At 73.7% G+C, this 26,604-nt stretch carries 25 protein-coding genes and 1 tRNA gene; 10 read left to right on the top strand and 16 right to left on the bottom strand.

Features of this window, described 5'->3' with window-relative positions; genetic code table 11:
- Nucleotides 1-197 precede the first annotated feature (197 nt).
- Genes H299_RS0103980 through H299_RS39460 form a run of 3 tightly spaced genes read right to left on the bottom strand, consistent with a single transcriptional unit; the run spans nt 198 to nt 2,853 of the window.
- Complete coding sequence (locus H299_RS0103980) at nt 198-857, bottom strand: response regulator transcription factor (protein WP_027747352.1); 660 nt, start codon at nt 855-857, stop codon at nt 198-200.
- Nucleotides 760-2,283 carry an ATP-binding protein gene (locus H299_RS0103975; RefSeq protein ID WP_051262108.1) on the bottom strand — a complete coding sequence of 508 codons (1,524 nt, stop codon included), beginning with the start codon at nt 2,281-2,283 and terminating at the stop codon, nt 760-762. The genes H299_RS0103980 and H299_RS0103975 overlap by 98 nt, the downstream gene beginning before the upstream one ends.
- Nucleotides 2,284-2,331: 48 nt before the next feature.
- On the bottom strand, nt 2,332-2,853 hold the full coding sequence (locus tag H299_RS39460) for a hypothetical protein (protein WP_027747350.1): 522 nt from the start codon (nt 2,851-2,853) through the stop codon (nt 2,332-2,334).
- A gap of 1,255 nt (nt 2,854-4,108) precedes the next feature.
- Between H299_RS39460 and H299_RS0103965 the strand changes: the two genes are divergently transcribed.
- On the top strand, nt 4,109-5,080 hold the full coding sequence (locus H299_RS0103965) for an acyl-ACP desaturase (protein WP_027747349.1): 972 nt from the start codon (nt 4,109-4,111) through the stop codon (nt 5,078-5,080).
- 44 nt (nt 5,081-5,124) lie between these two features.
- On the opposite strand, the gene H299_RS0103960 is transcribed toward H299_RS0103965, so the two are convergent.
- On the bottom strand, nt 5,125-6,768 hold the full coding sequence (locus H299_RS0103960; RefSeq protein ID WP_027747348.1) for an ABC-F family ATP-binding cassette domain-containing protein: 1,644 nt from the start codon (nt 6,766-6,768) through the stop codon (nt 5,125-5,127).
- Between the two features lie 201 nt (nt 6,769-6,969).
- On the opposite strand from H299_RS0103960, the gene H299_RS32060 reads away from it, so the two are divergent.
- Nucleotides 6,970-7,821 (top strand): SAM-dependent methyltransferase, encoded by an 852-nt coding sequence (locus tag H299_RS32060; RefSeq protein ID WP_051262107.1) that lies wholly within the window; start codon nt 6,970-6,972, stop codon nt 7,819-7,821.
- Nucleotides 7,822-8,143: 322 nt separating this feature from the next.
- Here the strand turns inward: H299_RS32060 and H299_RS0103950 are convergent, their stop codons facing one another.
- Nucleotides 8,144-8,764: a nitroreductase family protein gene (locus H299_RS0103950; protein ID WP_486587139.1), complete on the bottom strand. Its 621-nt coding sequence runs from the start codon at nt 8,762-8,764 to the stop codon at nt 8,144-8,146.
- 50 nt (nt 8,765-8,814) lie between these two features.
- A complete protein-coding gene (locus H299_RS0103945) occupies nt 8,815-9,711 on the bottom strand; it encodes a LysR family transcriptional regulator (RefSeq protein ID WP_027747346.1) in 897 nt (298 codons plus the stop codon).
- A gap of 74 nt (nt 9,712-9,785) precedes the next feature.
- On the opposite strand from H299_RS0103945, the gene H299_RS32055 reads away from it, so the two are divergent.
- The 3 genes from H299_RS32055 (at nt 9,786) to H299_RS0103930 (ending at nt 13,338) form a co-directional block, all read left to right on the top strand.
- Nucleotides 9,786-10,802, top strand: a complete 1,017-nt coding sequence (locus H299_RS32055; protein WP_078512447.1) for a DMT family transporter — start codon at nt 9,786-9,788, stop codon at nt 10,800-10,802.
- Nucleotides 10,803-10,833: 31 nt separating this feature from the next.
- Entirely contained in the window at nt 10,834-11,742 is a 909-nt protein-coding gene (locus H299_RS0103935) for an FAD-dependent oxidoreductase (RefSeq protein WP_027747345.1), read from the top strand.
- 111 nt (nt 11,743-11,853) lie between these two features.
- On the top strand, nt 11,854-13,338 hold the full coding sequence (locus H299_RS0103930; protein WP_027747344.1) for a M1 family metallopeptidase: 1,485 nt from the start codon (nt 11,854-11,856) through the stop codon (nt 13,336-13,338).
- A 72-nt stretch (nt 13,339-13,410) separates the two neighbouring features.
- Here the strand turns inward: H299_RS0103930 and H299_RS0103925 are convergent, their stop codons facing one another.
- Both H299_RS0103925 and H299_RS0103920 read right to left on the bottom strand, forming a co-directional pair.
- A complete protein-coding gene (locus H299_RS0103925) occupies nt 13,411-13,800 on the bottom strand; it encodes a thioredoxin domain-containing protein (protein WP_078512446.1) in 390 nt (129 codons plus the stop codon).
- Nucleotides 13,797-14,219, bottom strand: a complete 423-nt coding sequence (locus H299_RS0103920) for a MerR family transcriptional regulator (RefSeq protein WP_027747342.1) — start codon at nt 14,217-14,219, stop codon at nt 13,797-13,799. The genes H299_RS0103925 and H299_RS0103920 overlap by 4 nt, the downstream gene beginning before the upstream one ends.
- Before the next feature lie 140 nt (nt 14,220-14,359).
- Here H299_RS0103920 and H299_RS32050 point away from each other — a divergent pair, with 140 nt between their 5' ends.
- A complete protein-coding gene (locus tag H299_RS32050) occupies nt 14,360-15,187 on the top strand; it encodes a MerR family transcriptional regulator (RefSeq protein ID WP_051262106.1) in 828 nt (275 codons plus the stop codon).
- A gap of 92 nt (nt 15,188-15,279) precedes the next feature.
- On the opposite strand, the gene H299_RS0103910 is transcribed toward H299_RS32050, so the two are convergent.
- From H299_RS0103910 to H299_RS38005, 5 genes are all read right to left on the bottom strand, one after another.
- Complete coding sequence (locus H299_RS0103910; protein WP_037757676.1) at nt 15,280-17,499, bottom strand: 3-hydroxyacyl-CoA dehydrogenase NAD-binding domain-containing protein; 2,220 nt, start codon at nt 17,497-17,499, stop codon at nt 15,280-15,282.
- Between the two features lie 35 nt (nt 17,500-17,534).
- Entirely contained in the window at nt 17,535-18,749 is a 1,215-nt protein-coding gene (locus tag H299_RS0103905) for an acetyl-CoA C-acetyltransferase (RefSeq protein ID WP_027747340.1), read from the bottom strand.
- 67 nt (nt 18,750-18,816) lie between these two features.
- Complete coding sequence (locus H299_RS0103900; RefSeq protein ID WP_027747339.1) at nt 18,817-19,959, bottom strand: acyl-CoA dehydrogenase family protein; 1,143 nt, start codon at nt 19,957-19,959, stop codon at nt 18,817-18,819.
- Nucleotides 19,960-19,961: 2 nt separating this feature from the next.
- Nucleotides 19,962-21,176, bottom strand: a complete 1,215-nt coding sequence (locus tag H299_RS32045) for a CaiB/BaiF CoA transferase family protein (protein ID WP_051262105.1) — start codon at nt 21,174-21,176, stop codon at nt 19,962-19,964.
- Between the two features lie 114 nt (nt 21,177-21,290).
- Nucleotides 21,291-21,647 carry a MarR family winged helix-turn-helix transcriptional regulator gene (locus tag H299_RS38005; RefSeq protein WP_486587167.1) on the bottom strand — a complete coding sequence of 119 codons (357 nt, stop codon included), beginning with the start codon at nt 21,645-21,647 and terminating at the stop codon, nt 21,291-21,293.
- 24 nt (nt 21,648-21,671) lie between these two features.
- Between H299_RS38005 and H299_RS0103885 the strand changes: the two genes are divergently transcribed.
- Entirely contained in the window at nt 21,672-22,073 is a 402-nt protein-coding gene (locus H299_RS0103885; protein WP_027747338.1) for an MFS transporter, read from the top strand.
- Nucleotides 22,074-22,093: 20 nt separating this feature from the next.
- Complete coding sequence (locus tag H299_RS0103880; protein WP_027747337.1) at nt 22,094-22,597, top strand: DinB family protein; 504 nt, start codon at nt 22,094-22,096, stop codon at nt 22,595-22,597.
- A 77-nt stretch (nt 22,598-22,674) separates the two neighbouring features.
- Here the strand turns inward: H299_RS0103880 and H299_RS32035 are convergent, their stop codons facing one another.
- On the bottom strand, nt 22,675-23,475 hold the full coding sequence (locus H299_RS32035) for a class I SAM-dependent methyltransferase (RefSeq protein ID WP_078512443.1): 801 nt from the start codon (nt 23,473-23,475) through the stop codon (nt 22,675-22,677).
- 258 nt (nt 23,476-23,733) lie between these two features.
- Between H299_RS32035 and H299_RS32030 the strand changes: the two genes are divergently transcribed.
- A complete protein-coding gene (locus tag H299_RS32030) occupies nt 23,734-24,813 on the top strand; it encodes a sulfotransferase family protein (protein ID WP_106965714.1) in 1,080 nt (359 codons plus the stop codon).
- Between the two features lie 162 nt (nt 24,814-24,975).
- A tRNA-Cys gene (locus tag H299_RS0103865) sits at nt 24,976-25,050 on the top strand.
- A gap of 62 nt (nt 25,051-25,112) precedes the next feature.
- Here the strand turns inward: H299_RS0103865 and H299_RS0103860 are convergent.
- Together H299_RS0103860 and H299_RS0103855 are read right to left on the bottom strand one after the other, a co-directional pair.
- The gene (locus H299_RS0103860; RefSeq protein ID WP_051262103.1) at nt 25,113-25,799 is read right to left on the bottom strand and encodes an endonuclease V; all 687 of its coding nucleotides are present in this window, start codon (nt 25,797-25,799) and stop codon (nt 25,113-25,115) included.
- Nucleotides 25,796-26,575, bottom strand: a complete 780-nt coding sequence (locus H299_RS0103855; protein ID WP_027747335.1) for an arylamine N-acetyltransferase — start codon at nt 26,573-26,575, stop codon at nt 25,796-25,798. The genes H299_RS0103860 and H299_RS0103855 overlap by 4 nt, the downstream gene beginning before the upstream one ends.
- Nucleotides 26,576-26,604 lie beyond the last annotated feature (29 nt).

Here is a 26,604-nt window from a genome sequence, read left to right as displayed (position 1 = left end):
TCGCAGGATGATTTACGCGGGCGGCGTTCCGCGCCGACCCACGGCGCATCCGTGCAGGTACGCGGCACGTGCGGCTGGCATGTACAGGAGCACGCACGGCGTGTGCCGACGCGCGTCGGCACACGCCCGCACGCGCGCGGCACCTCCCGTCCAGCCGCCGTAGGGGGAAGCGGAATGCCCGTGGCAGGGAAGGGCGTTCAGACGCGCAGCCGGTAGCCCACGCCGCGCACGGTCTCCACCCGGTCGGCGTCGAGCTTGCGGCGCAGATAGCGGACGTAGACGTCCACGATGTTCGACCCGGGGTCGTAGTCGAAGCCCCAGACGCGGCTCAGGAGCTGCTCCCGGGTGAGAACCCGGTCCGGATTGCGCAGGAACACCTCCGCGAGGGCGAACTCCCGGGCCGAGAGTTCCACCGTGCGCCCGTTCACGTGCGCGCGCCGGGTGCGCAGGTCGAGCATCAGATCACCGGCGCGCAGCTGGGAGACCTCCGCGGTGCTCTGCCTGCGCAGCCGCAGCCGCACCCGGGCCAGCAGTTCCTCGAAGGCGAAGGGTTTGGAGATGTAGTCGTCGGCGCCGCCCTCCAGCCCGGCCACCACGTCGGACAGGCTGTTCCGCGCCGTCAGGATGATGACGGGCAGCCGCGCCCGGCTCTCGCGGAGCATCCGCAGCACGGTGAAGCCGTCGCACACCGGGATGCCGAGATCGAGGATCAGCAGGTCGAAGTTCCCGCCGAGGGCCTGCTCGTAGGCGGTGGCGCCGTCAGCGGCCACCACGGTGACGAAGCCGTGCCGGCGCAGACCGCTCTCGACGAACGAGGTGATCCTGGACTCGTCCTCCGCTATGAGAATCCGGTTCATCACTGCCTTCCTGTCCGAGTAAGGCGTTGGGGACGTCCGACTGAGCGGGAAAGCGTGCTGGCAGGCTGATCACGAACCGGGCTCCGCCGCCTGCGTCCTCCACCCGCGCGGTCCCCCCGTGAGCGTGGGCGATCTCCCGTACGAGAGCCAGCCCCAGCCCGATGCCTGAACTCACCGCGTCGCGCGCCGGCTCGCGGTTGACCTGCGTGAACCGTTCGAAGATGCGCTCCTGGTCCTCCGGACGCACGCCGGGCCCGGTGTCCCGCACCCACAGCAGCACGGAGCCGCCGCGCACCAGCGAGCCCATCTCGATGAGGTCGCCCTCGCTGGTGTGCCGTACGGCGTTGGCGGCCAGCTGCATCAGCGCCTGGGTGAGCCGCTGGCCGTCCAGCAGCACGACCGACTCGGAGATCCCGGCGAGCCGCCAGTGCCGGTCTCCCAGGGCGTTGGCCTTCGCTACGGCGTCGACGGTCAGATCGGTGAGGCAGGTCGGGCCGACGGACAGGAAGTCCGGCCGCTCCGCCTTGGCCAGGAGCAGCAGGTCGTCGACGATGCGGCTCATGCGGCCCAGTTCGTCGACGACGATTCCGTGCGCGGTCGAGCCGGGGGAGGCAGGCGCGCGCAGCTTTCCGCCGATGTCCATCAGGTCCACGTGGCCGCGGATGACGGTGATCGGTGTACGCAGTTCGTGCGCCACCTCGTCCAGGAAACGGCGCTGCGTGACGAAGGCGTTCTCCAGCCGGTCCAGCATCTGGTTGAACGTGTGCGCGAGATCCGCGACGTCGTCGGTGCCGGTGACGGTCAGCCGCTCCGTCAGGTCCGTCTCCCCGATCCGCTCGGCGGTCTGCCGCACCATCCGCACCGGGGACAGCACCCGCCCGGCGAGCCACCAGCTGGCGGCACCGGCCACCAGGAGCGCGCCGAACGCGGTCACCAGCAATGTCTGTGCGAGCTGCTGCTCCTCACCGAGCTGACGGTCCCGGAACTGCAGCACTACGAGCCGGGTGTCCCGATCGTCGCCCGCCACGCGTACGGACAGCACGCCGTATCGCACCATCCCGGCTGAGGAGTCAAGCCAACCCGTGCCCACGTCCTCGACGGCTGCCAGCTTCGCCAGCGCCTCGGGGTCCCGGTCCAGCCGGGCGGGCGGCGGAGAGGGGCTGCGGCGGGCCGCGCGGCCCTCCACCATGCTGAAGAACGTCTCGTCGTGGTTGGGCAGATGGACGGACATGAAAGCGGTCAGCAGCGCGGAGGATGTCTGGTACGGCTTCCCGGTGTCATGCTCGCGCGCCGATTCCGCGAACAGGCGCAGCCGGTCGAACTCCCTCCGGATCTCCTTGTCGATCTGGCCGTCGAGCTGCGTCTGCCATATCACCGTGATGCCGACGACGGGTGCGACCAGGGCGATACCCACGAGCAGCATCATCCACCCCACGATGCGCGATCTGGCGCTCAGGGTGCGCCCAGGCACCGCTCACCCCTCCCGATCGGTCTCGGATATGTCCTCGTCTCCCCTCTCGTCGCCCAACGCGTCGTCGGCGTCGTCGGCGTCGTCGGCGTCATCGGTCTCTTCGAAGTCGTCTTCGGAGTCGTCTTCGGTGTCGTCATCGCCGACGACTTCGCCAGTGGTGGTGGGGAGGCGGCGGTCGCGCTCGTCGCGGTCCGGCGAGATCGTCGCGTCGCTGCGCGGCGGCGACGGGGCGGGCACGGGACTGCCGCCGGTCACCGATTCGGTCGCCTCGGTGGAGGGCGACAGCGAAGGCTTCGGGCGGGCGCGTTCGCAGGAGGAGCCTTCGATCGTGCGGATCAGTGCCGACGCGGACTGGGCCAGAAAAGCGGAAGGTGCGTGGCGCAGCGCGGCCTCGTCACCCTGGACGACGACCGGCTGCCCCAGATTGGGCGGACGATCACTGGCGAAGCCGTGCCCGACAGCCACTCCCGTGGTCGCGAGAACGAGAATCGAAGCGAAAAGCGCAGCTAACTTCCCGAAGGACATCCGGTCAGTGTGCCGCCGGATTCGGCCCGTCTGCTCAAAAAGGAGAGATTTCTCATCTTACGGACAGCCCCTCGGCGCGGCGCTCGAACCGTGCCCCTGGGCCGCCGCGGCCGGGTGCAGTAGACGCGATTATCGGCGTCGTTCGGGTAGCGCCGACTCTGCGGAAGCGGGTCCGCGGGCCTCGGCTGCCGCCCGCGGCAACACGGTTCCGAGACGTCCGGCAGCAGGTCCGACGAGCCCCCTTCGGGGGGCCGGGGACGGCGCTCCGGAAGGAGCACGAGTGCTCCGCCGGCGCGGCGGCACGCGGAGGTGAGGGCGGTGCCCGGGGTGAACAGGTCCGGCAGCTGCCGTGGTCGGGCGAAGGACGGGGGCCACGCGGCGCCGTCGGCGCACCCCGGGAGTCACAGCCCGGGCGCGAGGCCGACGAAGGGGCGGCGGCGTGCTCGGCGACTCCGTACGGCTCGCCGCCGAGGGGCCCGCAACGTACGTGCCGCGGCCGTGGGAGCCGGGCCGTACCTGCTGCTCTCCGATGAACTTCTCGTGAACCTCGTGTGGGTGAGGCGCTTGCCGGAGGCCGGGACCTGCCGACAGCCCCGCCGCCCGCGCCGGGCAGACGTACGAGCCCTCCTCCAGGCCACCGGTCGCGGGTCTGCACCTGGACGGCAGGCCGGACCGGGTACGCGGCAGACGGCCCCGGCCGGCGGCGGCCGGCGGCCTACCGCACGGACGGATCGGCGGTCGGCCGTACGGACTGCCAGCCTGTCATGCAGACAGCGTAGCCATGAAGCCCGCAGCCGTGGACGCGTGCGAGGAATTCGCCGTAGCCGAAGTCGGCCGATCGATCAAGGCGGCTACGCCGACCTCCGCGTCCACAGCCGCGGCGAGGGACGTCCCGCCCTCGGGCACTTCGCCGGTCGGCCCCCGATCGCGCCCGGCGCCCGCCGGCGACCACTTGTTCCGGGGATGCGCGTGTCCGCCGCCGCGCCGCGCTCGCCGGGGGGGGCGGTGCGGGTGCGCAGGGCTGGTCTTCGTCCCACCCGGTGCTCATCGGGCAGGGGCGCCGGCCCTCCGGGTCTGCTGACATGCGGACCACGGTGTCCTGCGGGAGCATGTAGTCGCTGGTCAGGGCTCCGGCCTTGCCTTTTTTTGCGGCTTCAACCTACGGTATCGTAACCTACGGCACCGTAGGTGGCGCCTTCCCCGAGGCCCGCCCGCGCACCCCCGTGCCCCACCGTCCCCGTTGTCAGGAGCCGCCGTGAGCCTCACCACCCACCAGCACGCAGGTACGGACGAGTGGACGGACGCCCGTCTGATCTACGCGTTGGAGGAGGTGGTCGAGAAGGAGCTGAACCGCCACCTGGCCGTCACCAAGGACTGGATGCCGCACCAGTACGTCCCCTGGAGCGACGGCCGCAACTTCGACGGTCCGCTGGACGGCGAGGCGTGGGCGCCCGACCAGTCCAAGGTCACCGACATCGGCCGGATCGCGCTGGTGGTCAACCTCCTCACCGAGGACAACCTGCCCTCCTACCACCACGAGATCGCCTCGATATTCGGCCGCGACGGCGCCTGGGGCACCTGGGTCCACCGCTGGACGGCGGAGGAGGGCCGCCACGGCATCGTCATGCGCGACTACCTGCTGGCCTCCCGCGCCGTCGACCCGGACGAGCTGGAGCGCTTCCGGATGGCGCACATGTCCGAGGGCTTCGAGTCGGACAACGGGCACAGCATGCTGCACTCGGTGGCCTACGTCGCCTTCCAGGAGCTGGCCACCCGCATCTCTCACCGCAACACCGGCCACCAGTCCGGCGACCCGGTCTGCGACCGGATGCTCGCCCGCATCGCGGCGGACGAGAACCTGCACATGATCTTCTACCGCAACCTGCTGGCCGCGGCCTTCGAGATCGCCCCGGACCTGACCATGCGGGCGGTGCGCGACGTCGTGGTCAATTTCCGGATGCCGGGTCACGGCATGCCGGGCTTCGAGCGCGCCGCCGCCCGGATGGCGATCGGCGGCGTCTACAACCTGCGCATCCACCACGACGACGTGGTTCAGCCGGTGCTGCGCTACCTCAAGGTGATGCAGATCGGCGGGCTCGGGCCGGAGGGGCTGCGGGCGCAGGAGGAGCTGGGCCTGTTCATGAGCGGCCTGGACGGCGAGGCCGCCAAGTTCGACGAGCGGCTCGCGGCGCGCGCGGCTCGCAAGGCGGCCCGCGCACAGGCCTGACCCACCGCGGCGCGGAGACGACCGCGCGTGCGACCACGTGTGGTTCAGTCCGCCCGGTGCTCCCGCACCCTGCCCTCCGCCAGCTCGATCCGGCGCGTGGTGTGCACCGCCGCCAGCATCCGGCGGTCGTGGGTGACCAGCAGGAGCGTCCCCTCGTACGCGGCCAGCGCCGATTCGAGCTGCTCGATGGCGGGCAGGTCGAGGTGGTTCGTCGGCTCGTCCAGCACCAGCAGGTTCGCCCCGCGCCCCTGGAGCAGCGCGAGCGCGGCACGGGTGCGCTCGCCGGGCGAGAGGGTCGCGGCCGGGCGGAGCACGTGCCGGGCCACCAGCCCGAACTTGGCCAGCAGCGTACGGGCCTCGGCAGGCTCCAGCGCGGCGGCGGTTCCGAAGGCGTCGAGCAGCGACTCGTCGCCGTAGAACAGCCGCCGCGCCTGGTCCACCTCGCCGACCAGCACACCGGAGCCGAGGGCGGCGGCTCCGGCGTCCAGCTCCAGCCGCCCCAGCAGTACGGCCAGCAGGGTGGACTTGCCCGAGCCGTTCGCCCCCGTCACCGCGACCCGGTCGCGCCAGTCGATCTGGAGGTCGACCGGGCCGAAGCGGAAGTCGCCGCGCCGCACCTCGGCCGCGCGCAGCGTCGCCACGACCGCGCCGGAGCGGGGGGCGGCGGCGATGTCCATCCGCAGCTCCCACTCCTTGCGGGGCTCCTCGACCACCTCGAGCCGTTCGATCTGGCGTTCCGTCTGGCGCGCCTTGGCCGCCTGCTTCTCGGTGGTCTCGATCCGGGCGTTGCGGCCGATCTTGTCGTTGTCGCTCATCTTGCGCCGCGCGTTGCGCACGCCCTTGTCCATCCAGCCGCGCTGGGTACGGGCGCGGGCCTCCAGCCCGGCGCGGGTGTCGGCGTACTCCTCGTACTCCTCGCGGGCCCGGCGGCGGGCGCGCTCCCGCTCCTCCAGGTACGCCTGGTAGCCGCCGCCGAAGAGACGCACGCGCTGCTGGGCCAGGTCGAGTTCGAGGACGTCGGTCACCGTGCGGGTGAGGAACTCGCGGTCGTGGCTGACCAGCACCGTGCCGGAGCGGAGGCCCGCCATGAACGTCTCCAGCCGTCGCAGGCCGTCCAGGTCGAGGTCGTTGGTCGGCTCGTCCAGCAGGAAGACGTCGTAGCGGCTGAGCAGCAGTGACGCCAGGGAGGCGCGCGCCGCCTGCCCGCCGGAGAGCGCGGTCATCTCCCGGTCGAGCCCGGTGTCCAGGCCGAGTTGCGCGGTCACCTCGGCGGCCCGCTCCGCCAGGTCCGCGGCGCCGAGCGCGAGCCAGCGCTCCAGCGCGAGCGCGTACGCGTCCTCCGCACCCGGCCGCTCCCGGGTCAGTGCCTCGGTGCTCGCGTCGAGCGCGGCCTGCGCCGCCGCGACGCCCGTACGCCGGGCCAGGAAGCCGTGCACCGTCTCGCCGGGCCTGCGGTCGGGTTCCTGGGGCAGATGCCCCACGGTCGCGGTGGGCGGGCTCAGCCGTACGGTGCCCTCCTCCGCCTCCGTCAGCCCGGCGAGCATCCGCAGCAGGGTGGACTTCCCCGCGCCGTTGACACCGACCAGCCCGATCACGTCGGACGGGCCGACGACGAGGTCGAGCCCGGCGAAGAGCGCACGGTCGCCGTGACCGGCGGCGAGATCCTTGGCGACGAGAGTGGCAGACATGAGGCGGTGATCCTAGCGAAGACGGCGGGCCGCGCGCCCCTCTTTATCCGCCGCGCCGGGCGGGGCCGGCCGGTCGGAGCGGTCGCGATGGCCGGGGTGTCCCGGACGTGGCCGGATCGGGGCTGCCGTCCGCGGCCGGGGGCGGACACGCTGAGATCCCGCCGGAACACCGACAGCCACCGGCCGCCCACAGGAGACGCCTTGCCCGATCCGACCACCGGCCCCGCCGACGCCGACTCCGGCCGCCCGCAGCAGGCGCCGCACGCCGCACGCCCCAACGTCTCGCGCGCGTGGGACAGCTGGTCGGGCGGCAAGGACCACTACCCCACGGACGCCGACATCGCGCAGAAGATCGTCGCCATCCTGCCGAACATCCGCGAATCCGTGCGGGCCAACCGCCGGTTCGTGCTCGCGGCGCCCGCCTACCTCGCGAAGGAGGGCATCCGCCAGTTCCTCGACCTCGGTGCCGGGCTGCCCCAGCCCACCGGCGCCAACCTGCACGAGGCGGCGCAGGCCGTGGCACCGGCGGCGCGCGTCGTGCACGTCGACAACGACCCCAACGCGGTCCTGCGCTGCCGCGCCCAGCTGATCAGCGGCCCGGAGGGGCGGGTGGCCACGCTGGAGGGCGACCTGCTCCAGGCGGAGGAGGTCCTGCGCGCCCCGGCGGTGGCGGACACGCTGGACCTGACGCGGCCGGTCGCGGTGTGCCTCAACGCGGTGATCCACTTCCTGGGGGACGACAGCGACCCGCACGCGGTGATCGGACGGTTCATGAACGCCCTGCCCGCCGGCAGCGCGCTGACGATGACCCACGCCACGGCGGACTACGTACCGGAGGCCAGCGCCCGGGCCGAGTCCGTGTACCGCGCGGCGGGCATGCCCGCCGTCTACCACCGGACGCTCCAGGAGGTGGCCGGCCTCGTGGACGGTCTCGACCTGATCGAACCCGGCATCGTGCCGGTGGAGCGGTGGCATGCCCCCGACACCGTGCCCGAGCCGCTTCCCCCCGCCACGGACTCGCTGGGCTACGCGCTGGTGGCCCGCAAGGGCTGAAGCCCATGGGACGGCACGGCGCGATCCGGCCACTCGTGACGGGTCGCGCCGGGCGGCTCGGCCGCCGAACCGCCATGCAGGGGACGGGAGTTGGCTGGCGGGGAAATCTGCCGCAGGCCCTTGCGTAGGCAGGGAATGACGTAGGGTGATGGTTCTGCGCGGGGGCTTCCGTCCGATGAGGCCGTGTGGGAGCCCTCGCGCGCAGGCGGTCCGCCCGCGGCCCATTCCCGCACGCGCATCTCCAACGCCGTTGCCTGGGGGGGGTTGTTGGAGCGCCTGGCCCTCCACGGAGGCGGACCGTCAACGGCACGGGCCGCGCTGCTCACAGGCGGATGAGCACCTCGTCCAGGGGCTTGCGCTCCAGGTCGGGGACGCGGGCGTCCGCGGCCGGGTACCCGACGGGGATGACGTAGGAGGCGCGCTCCTCGCTGGGGCGGTCGCAGATCTCGTTGAGGAAGCGCATCGGGCTGGGGGTGTGGGTGAGGGTGGCCAGGCCCGCCTGGTGCAAGGTGGCCAGCAGCAGGCCGACGGCGATGCCGACGGACTCCTTGGTGTAGTAGGGCCGCGGGGAGTGCGGGCCCTTGTGCACTTCGAAGACGACGAGGACGGCGGGCGCGATCTCCAGGAACGGCTTGTGTTCGTCCGTGCCGATGGGGGCAAGCGCGTCCAGCCATTCGGCCGAGGCGCGCCGCCCGTAGAACTCCCGCTCCTCCGCCTCCGCCGCCTCGCGCAGCCGCGTCTTGCGGGCGGGATCGGTGAGGGCGACGAAGCGCCAGGGCTGGACGTGGGCGCCGCTGGGCGCGGTGGAGGCGGTGCGCACCGCCCAGTCGAGGACGCCGTCGGGCAGGGGGCGCGGGTCGAAGTCGCGGACCGTACGGCGCTGGGACATGACTTCGTAGAAGCCGCGGGCGCGCTCCTCCGCCTCGTGAGCGGGAACCGTCATCGGACGGAGCGGGACCGTGGGGTGGGGACGGGCACTGGTGGAGGCCATGGTCAGCAGCACAGCACATGGCGCTCCAGCGCCGCAAGACACGCTCGGATCGTCGGGCTGCGCGACCCGGCGCGCCAGGCGGCCAGCACCTGGCGTTCCAGGGCGGGTTCGCAGTCGACGAACCGAACGCCCGCCGGGGCGGGCCGGTAGGCCATCGCGGGCACCAGGGCTGCGGTCAACCCGGCCTCGACCAGTGCGAGTTGGGTGGTGTACTCGGCGACGGTGTAGCGGACCTCGGGCTCCGCACCGCGCGCCCGCAGGGCCTGCACGAGCGCCTCGCGCGGCTCGGTGCCCGGCGGGCAGCTGGCCCAGATCTCGTCGGCCAGCTCGGCCAGGTCGACCGACTCGCGGGCGGCGAGCGGGTGTTCGGCGGCGAGCGCGACGCGCGCGCCCTCGCGGACCAGCGTCTGGTGGGCGACCCCGGCGGGCAGCGCTATCGGGCGGTTGCTCCAGCTCTCGATGACCAGCAGGTCCAAATCGCCCGGCTGGAGCAGCGGCAGCATGTCCACGGCCTCGCCGTCCCGCACGGTGGGGACCAGCCGTGGGTGGTCCCGGGTGAGCGCGGCGAGCGTGCCCGGCAGCAGGGTGCGGATGGCGCTGCCGACGGCGCCCAGCCGCAGCGGTCCGAGGATCTCCTCGCGCAGGTCGGCGAGGTCGTTCTCGGCGTCGGCGAGCTGGGCCAGTACGCGGTCCGCGTGCGCGAGGAGGACCCGCCCGGCATGGGTGAGGCGGACGCTGCGGCCGTCCGGCTCCAGCAGCCGGTGGCCCGCTTCGCGCTCCAGCTTGGCCAGCTGCTGCGAGACGCCGGAGGGGGTCACGTGCAGGGCGCGGGCGGCGTAGGCGATCGAGCCGTGGGCGGCGACGGCGGAGAGAGCGCGGAGGCGGTCGATGCTGAACACGGTAGCGACGCTACCGGGTACCCGGCACAAAAGATCGCTTTTACTTCTCGTTCCCGGCCCCCACAGTAGAGGTCATGCCCTCCGCCCCCCTCCGTGCGTCCGCGCCCGGCCGCAGTGTTGCCGCCGCCTCCGCCGGGCCGCCCGGCGGCCCGCTCGACCTGCGGGGCCCGGCGTTGCTGCTGACGGCGGGAGCGGCGTGCACCGCCGCCTCGGGCGTCTTCGTGAAGCTGTCGGGCACGGACGCCGGGACCGCCGCCTTCCTGCGCTGCGCCCTGGCGCTGCTGGTGCTCGTGCCGTTCGCCGTGCGGGAGTACCTGCGGGTGGGGGCCCGTGCGGGGCGGCTGCTGTGGCTGGACGCGGCGGCCGGGGTGCTGCTGGGCATCGACTTCGTCCTGTGGTCGGCCTGCGTCCTGAACCTGGGCGCCTCTATCGCCGCCGTGCTGCTCAACGTGCAGGTCGTCGTCTTCCCGCTGCTGGCCCGCCTGGTGTCCGGCACCCGGCTGCCGGGCCGGTTCCTGCTGGCGATCCCGGTGATGCTGGCCGGTGTGGCGCTGGCCGGCGGCGCGGTGGGCGGCTCCGGCGGGGGCGGCGACCCGGTGACCGGCGTGCTGTACGGCACCGCGTCGGGCGTCGCGTACGCGGGCTACCTCTTCCTGACCCGGCTGGCGGGCGGCCGGCGCCACACCGTGCAGCCGGTCTGCGTCTCCACCGCGGCGGCGGCTGCGGCGGCGGCCGTGCTGGGCGGCGCCTGGACGGGCATCACGCTGCCGGACACCGCTGCCGCGTGGGGCTGGCTGGCCGCACTCGCCCTTGTCGGGCAGGTGCTGGCGTGGCTGCTGATCGGTGCCGCGCTCCCCCGGCTGGCACCGAACGTCGGGGCCGCGCTGCTGCTCCTCCAGCCGGTGCTGGCGGTGCTGGTCGGGGTGGTGGCGCTGGCGGAGCGGCCGACGCTCTGGCAGATCGGCGGCAGCGTCCTGGTCGTAGCCACCGTCTGGTACGCCACCCGCACGCCCGCCCGGGAACGCACTCGGCCCGGCCCGTCCCCGGCAGGGTCTGTACGCGACGGGGAGCCGGAGCGCGGGCGGGGGTGACGGCCGGGGGCGCGGCCGTTAACGTGCGGCCATGCGCGAGGTGCTCATCATCGGCGGCGGCGTCATCGGGCTGACGACGGCGGTCGTGCTGGCCGAAGGCGGCGCCCGGGTCCGGCTGTGGAGCCGTGATCCGGTGCGGGAGACGACCTCGGCCGTGGCCGGCGGCCTGTGCTGGCCCTACCGGATCGAGCCGGCCGGGGCGGCCCTGGACTGGGCGCTGCGCTCGTTCGCGGTGTTCGCGGCGCTGGCGGGCGACCCGGAGCGGACCGGGGTGCGGCAGGTGGCGGGCCGCATGGAGAACGGCTGGGCGCCGCCCGCCTGGACGGCGCTCACCGGCAGCCCGCCGGTCACCCCGCTCATCGACACTCCCGCCTATCTGCGCTACCTGCGACAGCGGCTGGAGGCGGCGGGCGGGCGGTGCGAGCAGCGGGCGGTCCGCTCACTGGCGGAGGCGGACGAGGAGGCTCCGGTCGTCGTCAACTGCACCGGTCTGGGCGCCCGCGAACTGGTGCCCGACACCTCGGTGCGCCCCGTACGCGGCCAGTTGGTGATCGTGGAGAACCCGGGCGTACGGGAGTGGTACGTGGCGGCCGACCCGGCCTCCGCCGCCCCGGTCTACCTGCTGCCGCAGCCCTGGGGGCTGATCCTGGGCGGCACCGCGCAGGACGGCGCCTTCGGTCTCGACCCCGACCCGGCGACGGCGGAGGCGATCGTCGCCCGCTGTGCGCGGGTGTGCCCCGGTCTCGCGGACGCGGCCGTGCGGGAGCACCGGGTGGGGCTGCGCCCGTACCGTCCCGCCGTGCGGCTGGAGCGCGAGGTGGCTGCGGACGGCGGCGTCCGAGTGCACCACTACGGCCACGGCGGGGCGGGGATCACCGTCTCCTGGGGCTGCGCGCAGGACGCCGCGCGGCTCGTCCGTACGGCGCCCCGGCGGATGTGACACGACTGCCATCCGCGCTTCATGGACATGGCGATCTTACCGGGAGTAGACATCTCCTCACGGGGCCGCGCGGGCCCCGGCGAATCCTTTCCCCAAGGAGTTGGAGGACTCGTGCGCCACAGCTACCTCACCCCTGCGGCCTTCGCCCTCGCCCTGCTGCTGGCGATCCCGGCATCGGCGGCGGAACCGGCACCGGGTGCGCCGGGCGCGGGCGACCCCTACTACCCCGACTACGGCAACGGCGGATACGACGTCGCGCACTACGACCTGCGGCTGCGCTACCAGCCTGAGGACGACCGCCTCAGCGGCACCGCGACCGTGCTGGCCGAGGCCACCCAGGCGCTGTCCCGCTTCAACCTGGACTTCGCCCTCGACGTCCAGGAGGTGCGGGTCAACGGGCGCAAGGCCGGTTTCGCCACCTCCGGCGCCCACGAGCTGGAGATCACCCCGGCCCGGCCGCTGGCCGAGGGGCAGCGCCTGACCGTGGTCGTGCGCTACTCCGACACTCCCTCCGAGGTGGAGGTGGACGGCTTCACCTCGTGGCACCGCACACCGGACGGCGGGGTCGCGGCCAACGAGCCGGAGGCCGCGTGGTGGTGGTTCCCCAGCAACGACCACCCCACCGACAAGGCGACGTACGACGTCAGCGTGGCCGTGCCGGACGGCCACGAGGCGGTCAGCAACGGCGTGCTCACCTCGCGCCGTTCCGAAGCGGGCTGGACCCGCTTCTCCTGGCGCTCGGACCAGCCGCAGGCCACCTACCTGGCCACGCTGGCGGTCGGCCGGTTCGACTTCACCACCGACGAGACGGCCGAGGGCCTGCCGGTGCTCAACGCCTACAGCAAGGACCTGGGGAAGCACGAGGGCGCCGCCCGCGCCAGCCTCGAACGCACCGGCGAGGTGACCGAGTGGCTCGCGGGCCTCTTCGGGCCCTACCCCTTCAACGCGCTCGGCGGCTACGTGCCCAACACCGACACCGGGTACGCGCTGGAGACGCAGACCCGGCCCTTCTACAGCCCGCGGCAGTTCGCCCGCGGCGCCAACGTCTCCGTCGTGGTGCACGAGATGGCCCACCAGTGGTACGGCGACAGCGTCTCGCTGCGCCGGTGGCAGGACATCTGGCTCAACGAGGGCTTCGCCAGCTACGCCGAGTGGCTCTGGTCGGAGGAGCAGGGCGAGGGCACGGCGCAGGAACTGGCCGACTGGATCTACTCCTCGCACCCGGCCGACGACGAGTTCTGGAAGGTCAGGCCGGGCGACCCCGGACCGGAGAACCAGTTCCACGAGGCGGTCTACGACCGGGGCGCGCTCGCCCTCCAGGCGCTCCGCAACAAGATCGGCGACGAGGACTTCTTCGCGATCCTCAAGGGCTGGCAGGAGGAGCGCGCCGGCGGTGACGCCACCGTCGCCGAGTTCACGGCGTATGCGGAGAAGGTCTCCGGCCGCCAGCTCGGCGCGTTCTTCGACACCTGGCTGTACCAGCCCTCGCGGCCGGAGGCGCCCGCGGCGGCCGGCGGGGACCGCGCCGGGGCCACCGCGCCGCAGGAGCCGAAGTCCTGGCGCAAGATCCAGGCGTCGCACCACCACGAGCACTGACCGCACACCGCCTCGGCAGAGGAACGTGTGCGGGAGCGGCCTGCTCGTGGCCGCTCCCGCACACGCGCTCCCTCAGATCACGCCCTCCAGCTCCCGGAGCAGCTTGCGCTTGGGGCGGGCGCCCACCAGGGACTTCACCGGCTCGCCGGAGCGGAAGACCAGCAACGTGGGCATCGCCATGATGCCGTAGGCGGCGGGCGTCACCGAGTTCCGGTCCACGTCCAGGGTGACGATCCGGAGGCGGCCGGCCAGTTCGGGGGCCAGTTCCGCCAGCACGGGGGCGATCATCTTGCAGCCAGGGCACCAGGAGGCGGTGAACTTCACCAGCACCGGCACCTCGGCCGCCAGTACCTCGGCCGCGAAGGTCTCGTCCGTCACCTCTGTGACCGCGGTGACCGCGGCTGCGCCCGGTGCCGGGGCCGCCTTCGCCTCGGTCACGGCCTCGGCCGTCCGTCGTGTCATTGTCCCGCCCTCTCGTCCGCGTCCCTTGCGTGCGTGCCCCACTCGCAGCGCGGCTCGGCCCCGGCGCGCTCCAGTTCAGCGCGCGCCAGCTCCGTGCCGACCTGGCGCCGTACGGCGTCCAGCCGGGCGATGACCTCGTCCAGCTCCGCCAGCTTGCTGCGGTAGACATCCAGTGAGGCCGGGCAGGAGTCGCCCGCGGGGTGCCCGGCGCGCAGGCACTCGACGAAGGGACGGGTCTCCTCCAGGCCGAAGCCGAAGTCCTGGAGGGTGCGGATCTGCTCCAGCAGCCGCAGGTCCTCCTCGCCGTAGGCCCGGTATCCGTTCGCCGTACGACGGGCGGCCAGCAGCCCGCGCGTCTCGTAGTACCGCAGGGTGCGCGTCGTCACTCCCGCCCGCTCGGCCAGCTCCCCTATCCGCATGCCTTCGACGATAGACCTTGACGCCCGGGTCAACGCCAGCGTCGGCGCGGTGCCTTCGCACGCAGGTTTCACAGAAGTGGTGAGACAGCAATACTGTTGAACGCGGACGGAAGCGGTGGGCAGGAAGAGAGGCGCGGCCGATGGAGCAGCAGCACGCAGACGCGGACAGTCTGACCGTCGACCAGCTGGCCGCCCGCGCGGGGGTGACCGTCCGCACCGTCCGCTTCTACAGCACCCGCGGCCTCCTGCCACCGCCGGCCATCGGCCCCCGCCGCGTCGGCCGCTACGGACCCGACCACCTCTCCCGGCTGGCGCTGATCGAGGAACTCCAGAGCCAGGGCATGACGCTGGCCGCGATCGAACGCTACCTCCAGCGCCTCCCGGACGACATCAGCGCCTACGACCTGGCCATCCACCGCGCCCTGGTGGCCTCCTGGATGCCGGACACCGTCGACGAGGCGAGCCGGGAGCAGCTGGCGGCGCGGGTCGGCCGGAAGCTGACCGACGAGGACCTGCGCAGGCTCGCGGCGATGAACGTGCTGGAGCCCGCCGGACGGGGTGCGGAGGGCACCGCCGAGGACATCCCGGACGCGGACGTCTTCCTGGTCGATCCGGGCCTGCTCCAGCTCGGGGTGCGGCTGCTGGACGTCCCCATCTCGCAGGAGACGCTGCTCGCGGCCCGTGAGGTGGTGCTCGACCACACCCGGGCGGCGGCCCGCGAGTTGAGCAGGCTCTTCCGGGACGAGGTGTGGTTCCCCTACCGCGAGAAGGAGGCGGACCCGGAGCAGGTGGCGGCGATGAAGTCCCTCTCCGCTCACATGCAGCCGATGGTGGTGCAGGCCCTCCTCACCGCCTTCCAGCGCTCGCTGCGGGAGGAACTGCGCGACGCGTTCCCGGCGGGCGGGGGCGGGGGCGGGGAGCCGGGGGCGCGCGGCGACGAGGCGGCGCCGGGGCCGGAGGCCACCTGACGGGGCGCCCCGGCTCCGGGCGGTGCCGGAGCCGGGGCGTCGCACAGCGGTCGGTGCGGGTCAGGACAGCCCGGGTCAGGACGGGCCCGGGGTCAGGACGGGTCGGTGAAGTGCTCGCCCGTGCGGGCCTTCTCCGCCAGCAGCCCGGGCACCGCGAACCGCTCGCCGTGCTCGGCCTCGAACGCGCGGGCCCGCTCCGCGAAGCCCGCCGGGCCGCCCTCGTACCCGTTGATGTACTGGAGGACGCCGCCGGTCCAGGCCGGGAAGCCGATGCCCAGGACGGAGCCGATGTTCGCGTCGGCGACCGAGGTGAGCACGCCCTCCTCCAGGCAGCGCACGGAGTCCAGTGCCTCGGCGAAGAGCATCCGCTCGCCCAGCCCGGCCAGGTGGACCGCCTCCGGTGCGGGGGCGCCGCCGGCCGGGCCGAAGTGCTCGCGCAGCCCCGGCCACAGCCCCAGGCGCCTGCCGTCCTCACCGTAGTCGTAGAACCCGGCGCCGCCGCTGCGGCCGGTGCGCCCGAACTCGTCGACCATCCGGTCCAGCACGGTGTCCGCGGGGTGCCGGGGCAGCGTGACTCCCTCGGCCTCCAGCGCCCGGCGGGTCTCGTCGCGAATCCGGCGGGGCAGGGTGAGCGTCAGCTCGTCCAGCAGCGCGAGCACCTTCGCCGGGTATCCCGCCTGCGCGGCGGCCTGCTCGACGGTGGCCGGGTCCACGCCCTCCGCCAGCATGGCCATGCCCTCGTTGATGAAGCCGCCGATGACCCGGGAGGTGAAGAAACCCCGCGAGTCGTTGACCACGATGGGCGTCTTGCGGATCTGCCGGACGAGGTCGAAGGCGCGGGCCAGCGCCTCGTCCCCGGTGTCGCCGCCCCGGACGATCTCGACCAGCGGCATCTTGTCGACGGGCGAGAAGAAGTGCAGCCCGACGAAGTCCCCCGGGCGCCGGACGCCTTCGGCGAGCGAGGTGATCGGCAGGGTGGAGGTGTTGGAGCACAGCAGCGCGCCGGGCTCGACGACGTCCTCGATCTCCTGGAAGACCTTGTGCTTGAGCGCGGTGTCCTCGAAGACCGCCTCGATCACGGCGTCGCAGCCCGCCAGGTCCTGCGGGTCGGCGGTCGGGGTGATGCGGGCGAGCAGCGCCGCCCGCGCGGCCTCGGTCGTACGCCCGCGCGCGAGCGCCTTGTCCAGCAGCGCGGCGGAGTACGCCTTGCCCGCCTCGGCCGACTCGCGCGAGACGTCCTTGAGGACGACCTCGATGCCCGCCTTCGCGCAGGCGTGGGCGATGCCCGCGCCCATCATCCCGGCGCCGAGGACCGCGACCTTGCGCACCGGGCGCGGCTCGACGTCCTTGGGCCTGCTGGCGCCGGAGTTGACGGCCTGGAGGTCGAAGAAGAACGCCTGGGTCATGTTGGTGGAGATCTGGCCGCAGGCCACCTCGGTGAAGTAGCGGGCCTCGATGACCTCGGCGGTGGCGAAGTCGACCTGCGCGCCCTCGACGGCGGCGGCCAGGATGTTGCGCTGCGCCGGGTAGGGGGCTCCCGCCGTCTGCTTGAGCAGGTTCGCGGGGAAGGCGGGGAGGTTGGCGGCGAACCGGGGCTGGGCGGGGGTGCCGCCCGGGATGCGGTAGCCGGGCAGGTCCCAGGGCTGATGGGACTCTGGGTGGGCGTCGATGAAGGCGCGGGCGGCGGTGAGCATCTCCTGCTCGGTCTCCACCACCTCGTGCACCAGCCCCACCTCCGCGGCCCTGGCCGGCCGGTACTGCTGCCCCTGGAGCAGCACGTTGAGCAGCGCGTCCGCGATGCCCAGCAGGCGCACCGCGCGGACGACACCGCCGCCGCCGGGGAGCAGGCCGAGGGTGGCCTCCGGGCAGCCGATCCTGGAGCCGGGGGCGTTCAGGGCGACGCGGTGGTGGCAGGCGAGCGCGATCTCCAGCCCGCCGCCGAGCGCGGCACCGCCCAGGGCGGCCACCACGGGCTTGCCCAGGGTCTCGATGCGGCGCAGGTCGCGCTTGATCGCGAGGCTGGAGTCGAAGACGTGCTGGGCGTGCTCGGGGCGGGCGGCGATCAGTTCGCGCAGGTCGCCGCCGGCGAAGAAGGTCTTCTTCGCGGAGGTGACGATGATGCCCCGCACCTCGTCGCGCTCGGCCTCGAGGCGGTCGGCGACGGCGGTGAGGGACTCCTTGAACGCCGCGTTCATGGTGTTGGCGGACTGGCCGGGATCGTCCAGGACGAGGGTGACGACACCGGTCCCGTCCCGCTCCCAGCGGATGGTGGTGGGCTGCGCGGACGGGGTGGGCTTCGCGGGCTCGGCCATGGTTTCTGGTTCTCCGTAAGGGGGGTGGGGCGGACTCAGACGCGCTCGATGACGGTGGCGATGCCCATGCCGCCGCCGACACACAGCGTGGCCAGGCCATAGCGCAGGTCGCGGCGCTCCAGCTCGTCGACGAGGGTGCCGATGATCATGGCGCCGGTGGCGCCCAGCGGGTGGCCCATGGCGATGGCGCCGCCGTTGACGTTGACCTTGTCCAGGGACAGGCCCATCTCCCGGACGAAGCGCAGCACGACGGCGGCGAACGCCTCGTTGATCTCGACCAGGTCGATGTCCTCGATGCTCAGGCCCGCCTTGGCGAGGGCCTTGCGGGTGGCCGGGGCGGGGCCGGTCAGCATGATCGTCGGGTCCGCTCCGGAGACGGCGGCGGAGACGACACGGGCGCGGGGGGTGAGCCCGTAGCGGCTGCCGATCTCGCGGCTGCCGATGGCCACCAGGGCCGAACCGTCCACGATGCCGGAGGAGTTGCCGGCGTGGTGCACGTGGTCGATCCGCTCCACCCAGTGGTACTTCTGGAGCGCCACGGCGTCGAAGCCGCCCAGGTCGCCGATGTCGGCGAAGGAGGGCTTGAGGGCGGCGAGGGTCTCGGCGGTGGTGCCGGGGCGGATGTGCTCGTCGTGGTCGAGCACGGTCAGCCCGTTGCGGTCGGTGACCGGCACGACGGAGCGGGCGAAGCGGCCGTCCTTCCACGCCTCGGCGGCGCGCTCCTGGGAGAGCGCGGCGAACTCGTCGACGTCGCGGCGGCTGAGGCCCTCGACGGTGGCGATCAGGTCGGCGCCGATGCCCTGCGGCACGAAGCCGGTCTCCATGCTGGTCATCGGGTCCATCGCCCAGGCGCCGCCGTCGGTGCCGAGGGGAACGCGGGACATCGACTCCACACCGCCCGCCAGGATCAGGTCCTCCCAGCCGGAACGGACCTTCGCGGCGGCGAGGTTGACGGCCTCCAGACCGGAGGCACAGAAGCGGTTCTCCTGCACGCCCGCGACCGTGTCCGGCAGCCCGGCGGCGATGGCCGCGATCTTGGCGATGTCCGAGCCCTGGTCGCCGATCGGCCCGACGACACCGAGCACGACGTCGTCGATGGCGGCCGGGTCCAGGCCGGGATGGCGGCGGCGCAGCTCGTGGATGAGGCCGACGACCAGGTCGATGGGCTTGGTGCCGTGCAGGGCGCCGTTGGCCTTGCCGCGCCCGCGCGGGGTGCGGATGGCCTCGTAGAGGAACGCTTCGGTGGTCAAGGTCAGCAGCCTTTCGGGGGTACGGGGCGGGGCGGCGCCGGTGGGCGGGGCCAGGCGGGCGGGCGGGTCAGTCGAGCAACGAGCGCCCGATGATCTCCTTCATGATCTCGGTGGTGCCGCCGTAGATCGTCTGGACGCGCCCGTCCGTGAAGGCGCGGGCGACGGGGAACTCGTTCATGTAGCCGTAGCCCCCGTGCAGTTGCAGGCAGCGGTCGGCCACCCGCTTCTGCAGTTCGGTGGCCCACCACTTGGCCATCGAGGCGTGCACGGCGTCCAGGCGCCCCTCGGTGTGGTCCTCGATGCACCGGTCGAGGTAGGCGCGGGTCACGGCGCACTCGGTGGCCATCTCGGCGATCTCGAAGCGCACGTGCTGGAGCCGGGCCAGCGGGCGGCCGAACGCCTCGCGCTCCCTGACGTGCGCGGTGGTGATCTCCAGCAGCGATTCGGCGGCGGCCACCGCCCCGACGGCGATGGTCATCCGCTCCTGGGCGAGGTGGGTCATCAGGTGGCCGAAGGCGCCGTCCCGCTCGCCGAGGAGGTTCTCCTTGGGGACCCGTACGTCGGTGAAGAACAGTTCCGCCGTGTCCTGCGACTTCTGGCCGATCTTGTCGAGGTTGCGGCCCCGTTCGAAGCCCTCCGCGCCGCGCTCCACGACCAGCAGGCTCAGGCCCTTCGCGCCGCCCTGCGGGGAGGTCTTGGCCACCACGACGACCAGGTCGGCCAGGATGCCGTTGGAGATGAAGGTCTTGGAGCCGTTGAGCAGCCAGTGGTCGCCCCGGTCCTCGGCGGCGGTGCGGATGCCCTGGAGGTCGGAGCCCGCGCCGGGTTCGGTCATGGCGATGGCCGAGATGGTCTCCCCGGAGCAGAAGCCGGGCAGCCAGCGCCGCTTCTGCTCGTCGGTGGCCAGGGAGGTGAGGTAGGGGCCGATGACGTCGTTGTGCAGGCCGACGGCCAGTCCGCTCACGCCCGCGCGGGCGAACTCCTCGGCCTGCACGGCCGCGTAGCGGAAGTCCTCCACTCCCCCGCCGCCGTACTCCTGGGGGACCGCGAGGCCCAGCAGGCCCTGCCGCCCGGCGGCCAGCCACGCCTCGCGCGAGACGATGCCCTCCGCCTCCCAGCGGGCGTAGTGCGGCGCGACCTCCTTGGCCAGGAAGGTCCGCACGGTGCGGCGAAAGGCCTCGTGGTCCTCGGTGAACAGCCGGCGTTCCATGCTCACTTCGCTTTCGTCGTGGTCCCGGGGGGAGGCGTCGTGTCCTGGGAGGTGGCGGGGGCGCCGGGGTGCCCGAGGGCGGGGAGGTCCCAGTCGCGGGCGACCTCGGCGGTGTGCTGCCCCGGCCGGGCGGGCGGGCGCCGCAGCGCGGCCGGGGTCGCGGAGAAGCGCGGCGCGGGCGCGGGCTGGGTGCGGCCCTCGTACTCGACGAAGGTCTTGCGGGCCGCCAACTGCGGGTGTCCGGGCGCCTCGCGCAGTCCCAGGACGGGGGCCACGCAGGCGTCCGAGTCCTGGAAGACGCGCGCCCACTCGTCGCGGGTGCGGCTGCGGAAGCGGTCGGCGACGGCCTGGCGCAGCTCGTCCCAGCGGGCGAGGTCCTCGCGGGGCGGCACGGTGTCGCCGAGGCCGAGCAGGCGGGTGAACTCCGCGTAGAACCGGGGCTCCAGGGCGCCGACGGCCATGTGGCCGCCGTCGGCGGTCGGGTAGGTGGCGTAGAAGGGGCTGCCGCCGTCGAACAGGTTGGCGCCGCGCCGGTCCTGCCAGTCACCCGAGTTCAGCATGCCGTGGATCATGGTCGTCAGATGGCTGGTGCCGTCCACGATCGCGGCGTCCACCACCTGACCCGCGCCGCCCTGTGCGCGGGCGCGGTGCAGCGCGGCCAGGACGCCGACCACGAGGTAGAGGGAGCCGCCCGCGTAGTCCCCCAGCAGGTTGGCCGGGGCGTACGGCGGGCCGTCGGCCGGTCCGGTCATGCCCAGCGCGCCGGTGACCGCGATGTACCCCAGGTCGTGGCCCGCCCGCTGGGCAAGCGGGCCGTCCTGGCCCCAGCCGGTCATCCGGCCGTAGACGAGCTTCGGGTTCCGGGCGAGGCACTCGCGGGGGCCGACGCCGAGCCGCTCGGCGACGCCGGGGCGGTTGCCCTCCAGCAGGATGTCGGCCCGCTCCGCGAGGCCGAGGACGGTGGCCGGGCCGTCCGGGCTCTTGAGGTCGACGACGACCGAGCGCTTGTTGCGGTTGGTCAGGTCCTGCCCCGCCTCGATGCCCAGCGCGGGCCCGCCGGGGCGGTCGACGCGTACGACGTCCGCCCCCAGGTCGGCCAGCAGCATGGCGGCGAACGGGCCTGGCCCGATCCCGGCCAGCTCCACCACCCGCACGCCGTCGAGCGGCCCGCCGGGCGGCCCGTCCGGTGAGCCGCGCCGCCCGTGCTCCGTCGCCATCGCGTCCCCAGCCCTCGTGACATCCGCACCTTGTGACACTAATGATGTAACACCAGTGATGCTAAGAACGCGTTCCCCGTTTCACAAGCCCTTCCGCAGCACTGCCCGGCAGCACTACCCGGCGTCCTCGGCGGCGTCCGGCCGGGCTGCGCCCAGCCGCTCGGCCTGCGCCTGCCCCACCGCCGAGGTCCGGCGGAAGTACTCGCGGATGACGGCCAGTTCGCCGTCCGTGAAGCTCTCCAGCGCTTCGTTGTAGGCCGCACCGGGCTCGTCCCACGACTCGGACAGGCGCTTCCGCGCGGCGGGCGCGAGGGCGACCATCGCCCGGCGCCGGTCCTTGGGGTCCGGCTGCCGCTCGACCAGGCCCCCCTTGGTCAGCCGGTCCACCAGCCGCGTCGCCGAGCCGGGGGTCAGCCCGGTCAGCTCCGCGATCCGGCCGGTGCTCAGCGGACCGTCCTGCTGGTCGAGCAGGTTCAGGCACTGCAGATCCGTGGGGTGCAGCCCCTGCGTGTGGCCTGCGGTGCCGCGCCCTCCGCGACGTTCCTGGTGGTGAGCCGGCTGCTCCAGGGCGCCTTCGGCGCACTGCTCATCCCGCAGGGCTTCGGCATTCTCGGGGCGGTCTTCCCCCGCGACCAGCTCGGCAAGGCCTTCAGCGCCTTCGGTCCGGTGCTCGGCGCGTCCGCCGTCGGCGGGCCGGTGCTGGGCGGATTCCTCATCGAGGCCGACCTGCTGGGCCTGGGCTGGCGCGCCATGTTCCTCATCAACATCCTGCTCGGCGGCGGCGCGCTGCTCGGCGCGTACAAGCTGCTGCCCCGCGACACCGGAGACCTGATGACCCGGGTGGACGGCGTCGGGTCAGGGCTGCTGCCGCGTAAAGCACCTGAACAGGCGCACTGACGGCACGTATCGTCGGCGGCATGACCGAATCCGCAGCCCGGCCCGACGTCCGGCCGCCCGGCCTCAACTCCGACGAGGCCACCACGCTTTCCGCCTTCCTCGACTACCTGCGGGAGGCCGTGGCCGCCAAGCTCTCCGGCGTCGGCGAGGAGGACGCCAGGGCGCCGGGGGTGTCCTCGGGGACGAGCCTGCTGTGGCTGGTGCGGCATCTCACGGCCGTCGAGCACAACTGGTTCGTGTGGGCGTACGAGGGCGAGGGCGAGGAGCAGCTGGACGACGAGGCGGCAGCACCCGCCGCGGCCACGGTCGCGGAGGTTCTCGACCGCTACCGTGCCGCCGTGGAGCGCTCCCGGCAGACCGTACGGGGCTGCACCGATCTGGGGCGGCCCGGCGTACGTTCACTGCGCGAGACGGCGCCCCCGTCCCTGCGGTGGGTGCTCGTGCACATGATCGAGGAGACAGCGCGGCACGCGGGCCACGCGGACATCCTGCGCGAGCGGCTGGACGGCGCCACCGGCCGCTAGGTGTAGTGACCCGCGTCGGGAGGCCAGCGCGTCGGGGATACCTGGGCGTCGGGAGGCCCGGGCGTCCGGCGGGGAGGTCACCCCTCCACGGTCCCCTCCCCGCCGGGTGCCGGCGGGTGCGTGCGCTGGCTCGCGCCCTCCGGTACGCGGGTGAACTCGGCGCGCCAGCGGTGCGTTTCCGGCCGCGTGGGGTCGGGTACGGCCTCGACCCGCACCCTCCGCAGTCCGTCGGCGGCGAACGCGTCGACCTCGGCGCGGCTGAGCGGCCACGGCGGGCCGTCCGCCGCCCCTCCCGACTCCCGCGCCTCGTCCCGCAGGTGGGCGACGACCAGCAGCGTGCCGCCCGGGGCGAGCAGCTCCCGTACTCCGGCGGTGACCCGTTCGCGGTAGTCGGGCGGCAGCGCCTGCACCGTCATGCTCTCGAAGACCAGCGAGAAGGCCCGGCGCCACCGCGGTGGCGGATTCAGCAGATCGCCGGTCGTGTACCGGACGGCGCTGCCTGGGAAGCGGCGGCGGGCAGCCGCCACGGCGGACGGGGCGACGTCGAACGCCGTGGTGGTGAAGCCGAGCCGGGCGAGGTACTCGGCATCGTCGCCGAGCCCGGCGCCGACCACGACGGCGGACCGTCCGGCCCCCTCCAGCCCGCGCGCCCGCGCCCACTCGGCCAGCATCCAGTGCGGTGCCCGCCGGTCCCACGGGACGACCGCCTCGCCGTCCGCCGCCGCCGCGTACAGCCGCTCGAACCAGCCCGTGGGGGCCTCGCCGGTCCCGGCGGCCTCGGCCACCAGCCGCCGGACGTCCGCGTCCGGATCGGCGGCGGAATCCGCGCCGTGGTCCGGCTCGGATTCCGGCGGAACGCCGCGTCGTGGGTCGCTCATGAGTCCTCCTTCGCCCGCGCTGCCCTCCCGACGATATCCACCCGGCGTGGCACGGTCCGGCCCCCCGCCCTCCGCCTCGCGAGTGCGCTCGGCCTCCCGGGGCAGGCAGAGGGAGCCGAGACGCAGCGGGCACGGCGCATCGTACGGCCGCGCAGCCGCACCGGTGCCGTCGGGCGGGGGTGCGGGGCGGCGTGGCGGGGCACTGTCCCGAGAGTGTCCGGCACTGTCCGGCACCTGGACGGACCGAACGGAGTGAACGTGCCCGAACGCCCCCTGACCTTCGTCGTCGGCACCGGACGCAGCGGGTCGACCGCGCTGTCCCGGATCGTCAACCTGCATCCGGAGGTGCTGAGCCTCAACGAGATGTTCGCCTCGCTCGGTGACGACGCGCTGCCCCGCGCGCCGTTCACCGGCGAGGAGTTCTGGCGCGTCCTGACGCAGCCGAACGCCTTCTTCGACCGGATGACCCGCAGCGGCGTGCCGCTCCCGGAGTTCCTCTACAACCGGAAACCGGGGCGCTATTCGGCGGAGGAGGGCGGCATCCCCGCGCTGAGCCTGATGGTGCTGCCCCATCTGAGCGAGGACCCGGACGGGCTGCTCGACGCGATCGAGGCGGAGATCCGCGCGCTGCCCCGGCGCCCGGCGGCCCAGCAGTACGCCGCCCTGTTCGACGCGCTCAGCGCCCGCTGCGGCGGTGCGCGAGCCGTGGTCGAACGCTCGGGCTACTCCGTGGGCGCCGTGCCCCGCCTGCGCGCGGCTTTCCCGCACGCGCGCTTCGTCCACCTCCACCGCGACGGCCCCGACTGCGCGCTCTCCATGAGCCGCCACGTGGGGTACCGCTCGATCGCGCTGCTGCGGGAGATCTTCCGGCGCTCCGGAGTCCGTTCGCTGGGCGAACTGACCCCGCAGAAGGCCGAGCGGCTGCCGCCGGACCTGAGCTGGCTGCTGCGCGACCGCTTCGATCCGGCGCTGCTGCTGGAGCGGCCGATGCCCGTGGCCGACTTCGGCGCACTGTGGTCACGGCTGGTCACCGAGTGCGGGAGCAAGCTGTCCGATCTGCCCACCGGGCAGCGCACCTCGCTGGCGTACGAGGAGCTGCTGGACGCGCCGCACGAGCAACTGGCCCGGCTTGCCGCGTTCTTGGGCGTCACGCCACACCCCCGGTGGCTCGACCAGGGCGCGGCCCTGCTCGACGGCGCTCGGCGCGGCGCTGCGCTGCGGCTGCCGCCGGGCGAACTGGCCGAGCTGCGCGAGCGCTGCGCCCCGGGCACCCGCGCGCTCGCCTCGGCCCGCGCGGCGGCGGAGGCGGAAGCGGCCCCGGGGCCCGGGCCCAGCTGACGGCGAGCGGCGGGTCTGGGGCGGGCCGGAGGGGCGGACAGGGCTGGGCGGCGGGTCTGCGGCCCCCGAGTGTTTCGTCCATGTTGCGGCCTCATGGCGGTGTCCCCCGAAGCCTGTACCCCTCCCGCCGCGCGCCGTACGGTCGAGTCATCCGCACGACACGGCCGTGTGCCCGAGTGGTTCAGGGACTCGCCTGCAAAGCGAGTGACGCCGGTTCGAATCCGGTCACGGCCTCCACACCGTCCCCGCACGGGAACGTCCCGCCTGCGCCCCGGGGCGGGTCAGCCCGCCGGGCCGACTCAGGCTTCCCGCAGCGCCGTACGGCACAGCGCGTCGGCCCGGCGCGTGGTCTCCGGCAGCCGGTAGTCGCGGGCCAGCCGCAGCGTGTGCGCGCAGGCGGTGTCCAGCCCCGTGCGGTGGCCGACCGAGACGAACACGGGCTTGACGCCCGCGCGCGTCCGCAGCGCCCGCCCCACCTCCTCCGCCCCGTCGAGCAGCGGCGCGCTGTCACCGCGCCGTGCGCCCACCGGCGGGTGCCGGAAGAGGAACGGGGTCTTGGCCACGCCGATCGTCGGCAGCCCGGTCAGCACCCCGAGGTGGCTCGCGAGCCCGAAGCGGCGCGGGTGCGCCCGGCCGTAGCCGTCGCACACCACCAGACCGGGCGCGACGGTGAGCCGCTCCAGCGCGGTGAGCACGGCGGGGATCTCCCGGAAGGCCAGCAGCCCGGGCACGTACGGGAAAGGCACCGGGGCGAGCGCCGTCGCCTGCGCCACGACCTCCAGGGTGCCCGCGTCCAGGACAACCGCCGCCGCCGCGACCAGGTCCCGCGCGTCGTCGTAGGCGACGTCCACCCCGGCCACCAGGGTGCCCGCCGCGCCGGGGGCCGGGCTGGTGTCGGCGGACTCGACGGCGGCGCGCAGCCGGTCCTGCTCCGCCCGCGCCTCCTCCTCGGTCACCGGCCACGGGGGCCGCCCAGGCACGGTCACGGCTGTGCCACCCGGGGTTCGCGCTCCAGCTCCAGCCCGAATCGGGACCGGTAGACCGCGAGCACCTCGTCCTGGCCCAGGCGGCGTTCGGCGCGTACGCCCTCGGCTGCGGTGGCCACCCACTGCCGCCCGCTGAGCGTGATCCGGCCGCCGTCCTCGGTCAGCCGGGAGCACACCAGCGCTTGGGTGAAGTGCGACTCGGGCGAGGTGCGGTGGTGCAGGCAGGCGCGCTCGAAGTCGGCCAGCTCACGCGCGGTCAGCTCCAGCCGGTAGCCGAGCCGGCCGTCCCGCAGCACGTCCAGGCGGCCCTCGGCGGCCTCCTCCAGGCGGAACACACCGCCCGGGTCCCGCTGTTCGCCCGGCACGTCCAGGGACAGCGGGTAGGTGCAGTGCTTCCCGAAGCCGACGTCGGCCAGCCACCGGGAGCCGTCCCCGGCCTCGACGCGCAGCGCCAGGTGGCTGCGGGGGATGCTCGGCCGCCCGTCCGGGAAGGTCTGCGCCCCCAGCAGGTCCACCCGGTAGCCCAGGGCGCGCAGCAACGAGGCGAAGGCGCCGTTGAGTTCGTAGCAGAAGCCGCCGCGCCGCCGGTCGACGAGCTTGGCCCGCAGCGCCTCCTCCTCCAGCACGATGTCCTCGCCCAGGTGGACGGAGAGGTTCTCGAAGGGCACGGCGATCAGGTGCAGGCGGTGCAGCGCCCGCAGCCCGGCCACGTCGGGGGCGGCGGGGCGGTCGGCGCCGATGCGGCGCAGGTAGGCGTCGACGGCGGCTTCGTCCATGCCCCCAGTATCCGCGATCACCGCCTCGG

It is taken from the genome of Streptomyces sp. CNH287 (assembly GCF_000424825.1).
The sequence above is the reverse complement of the archived record's forward strand: the minus strand, read 5'-3'. Positions and strand labels throughout refer to the sequence as shown.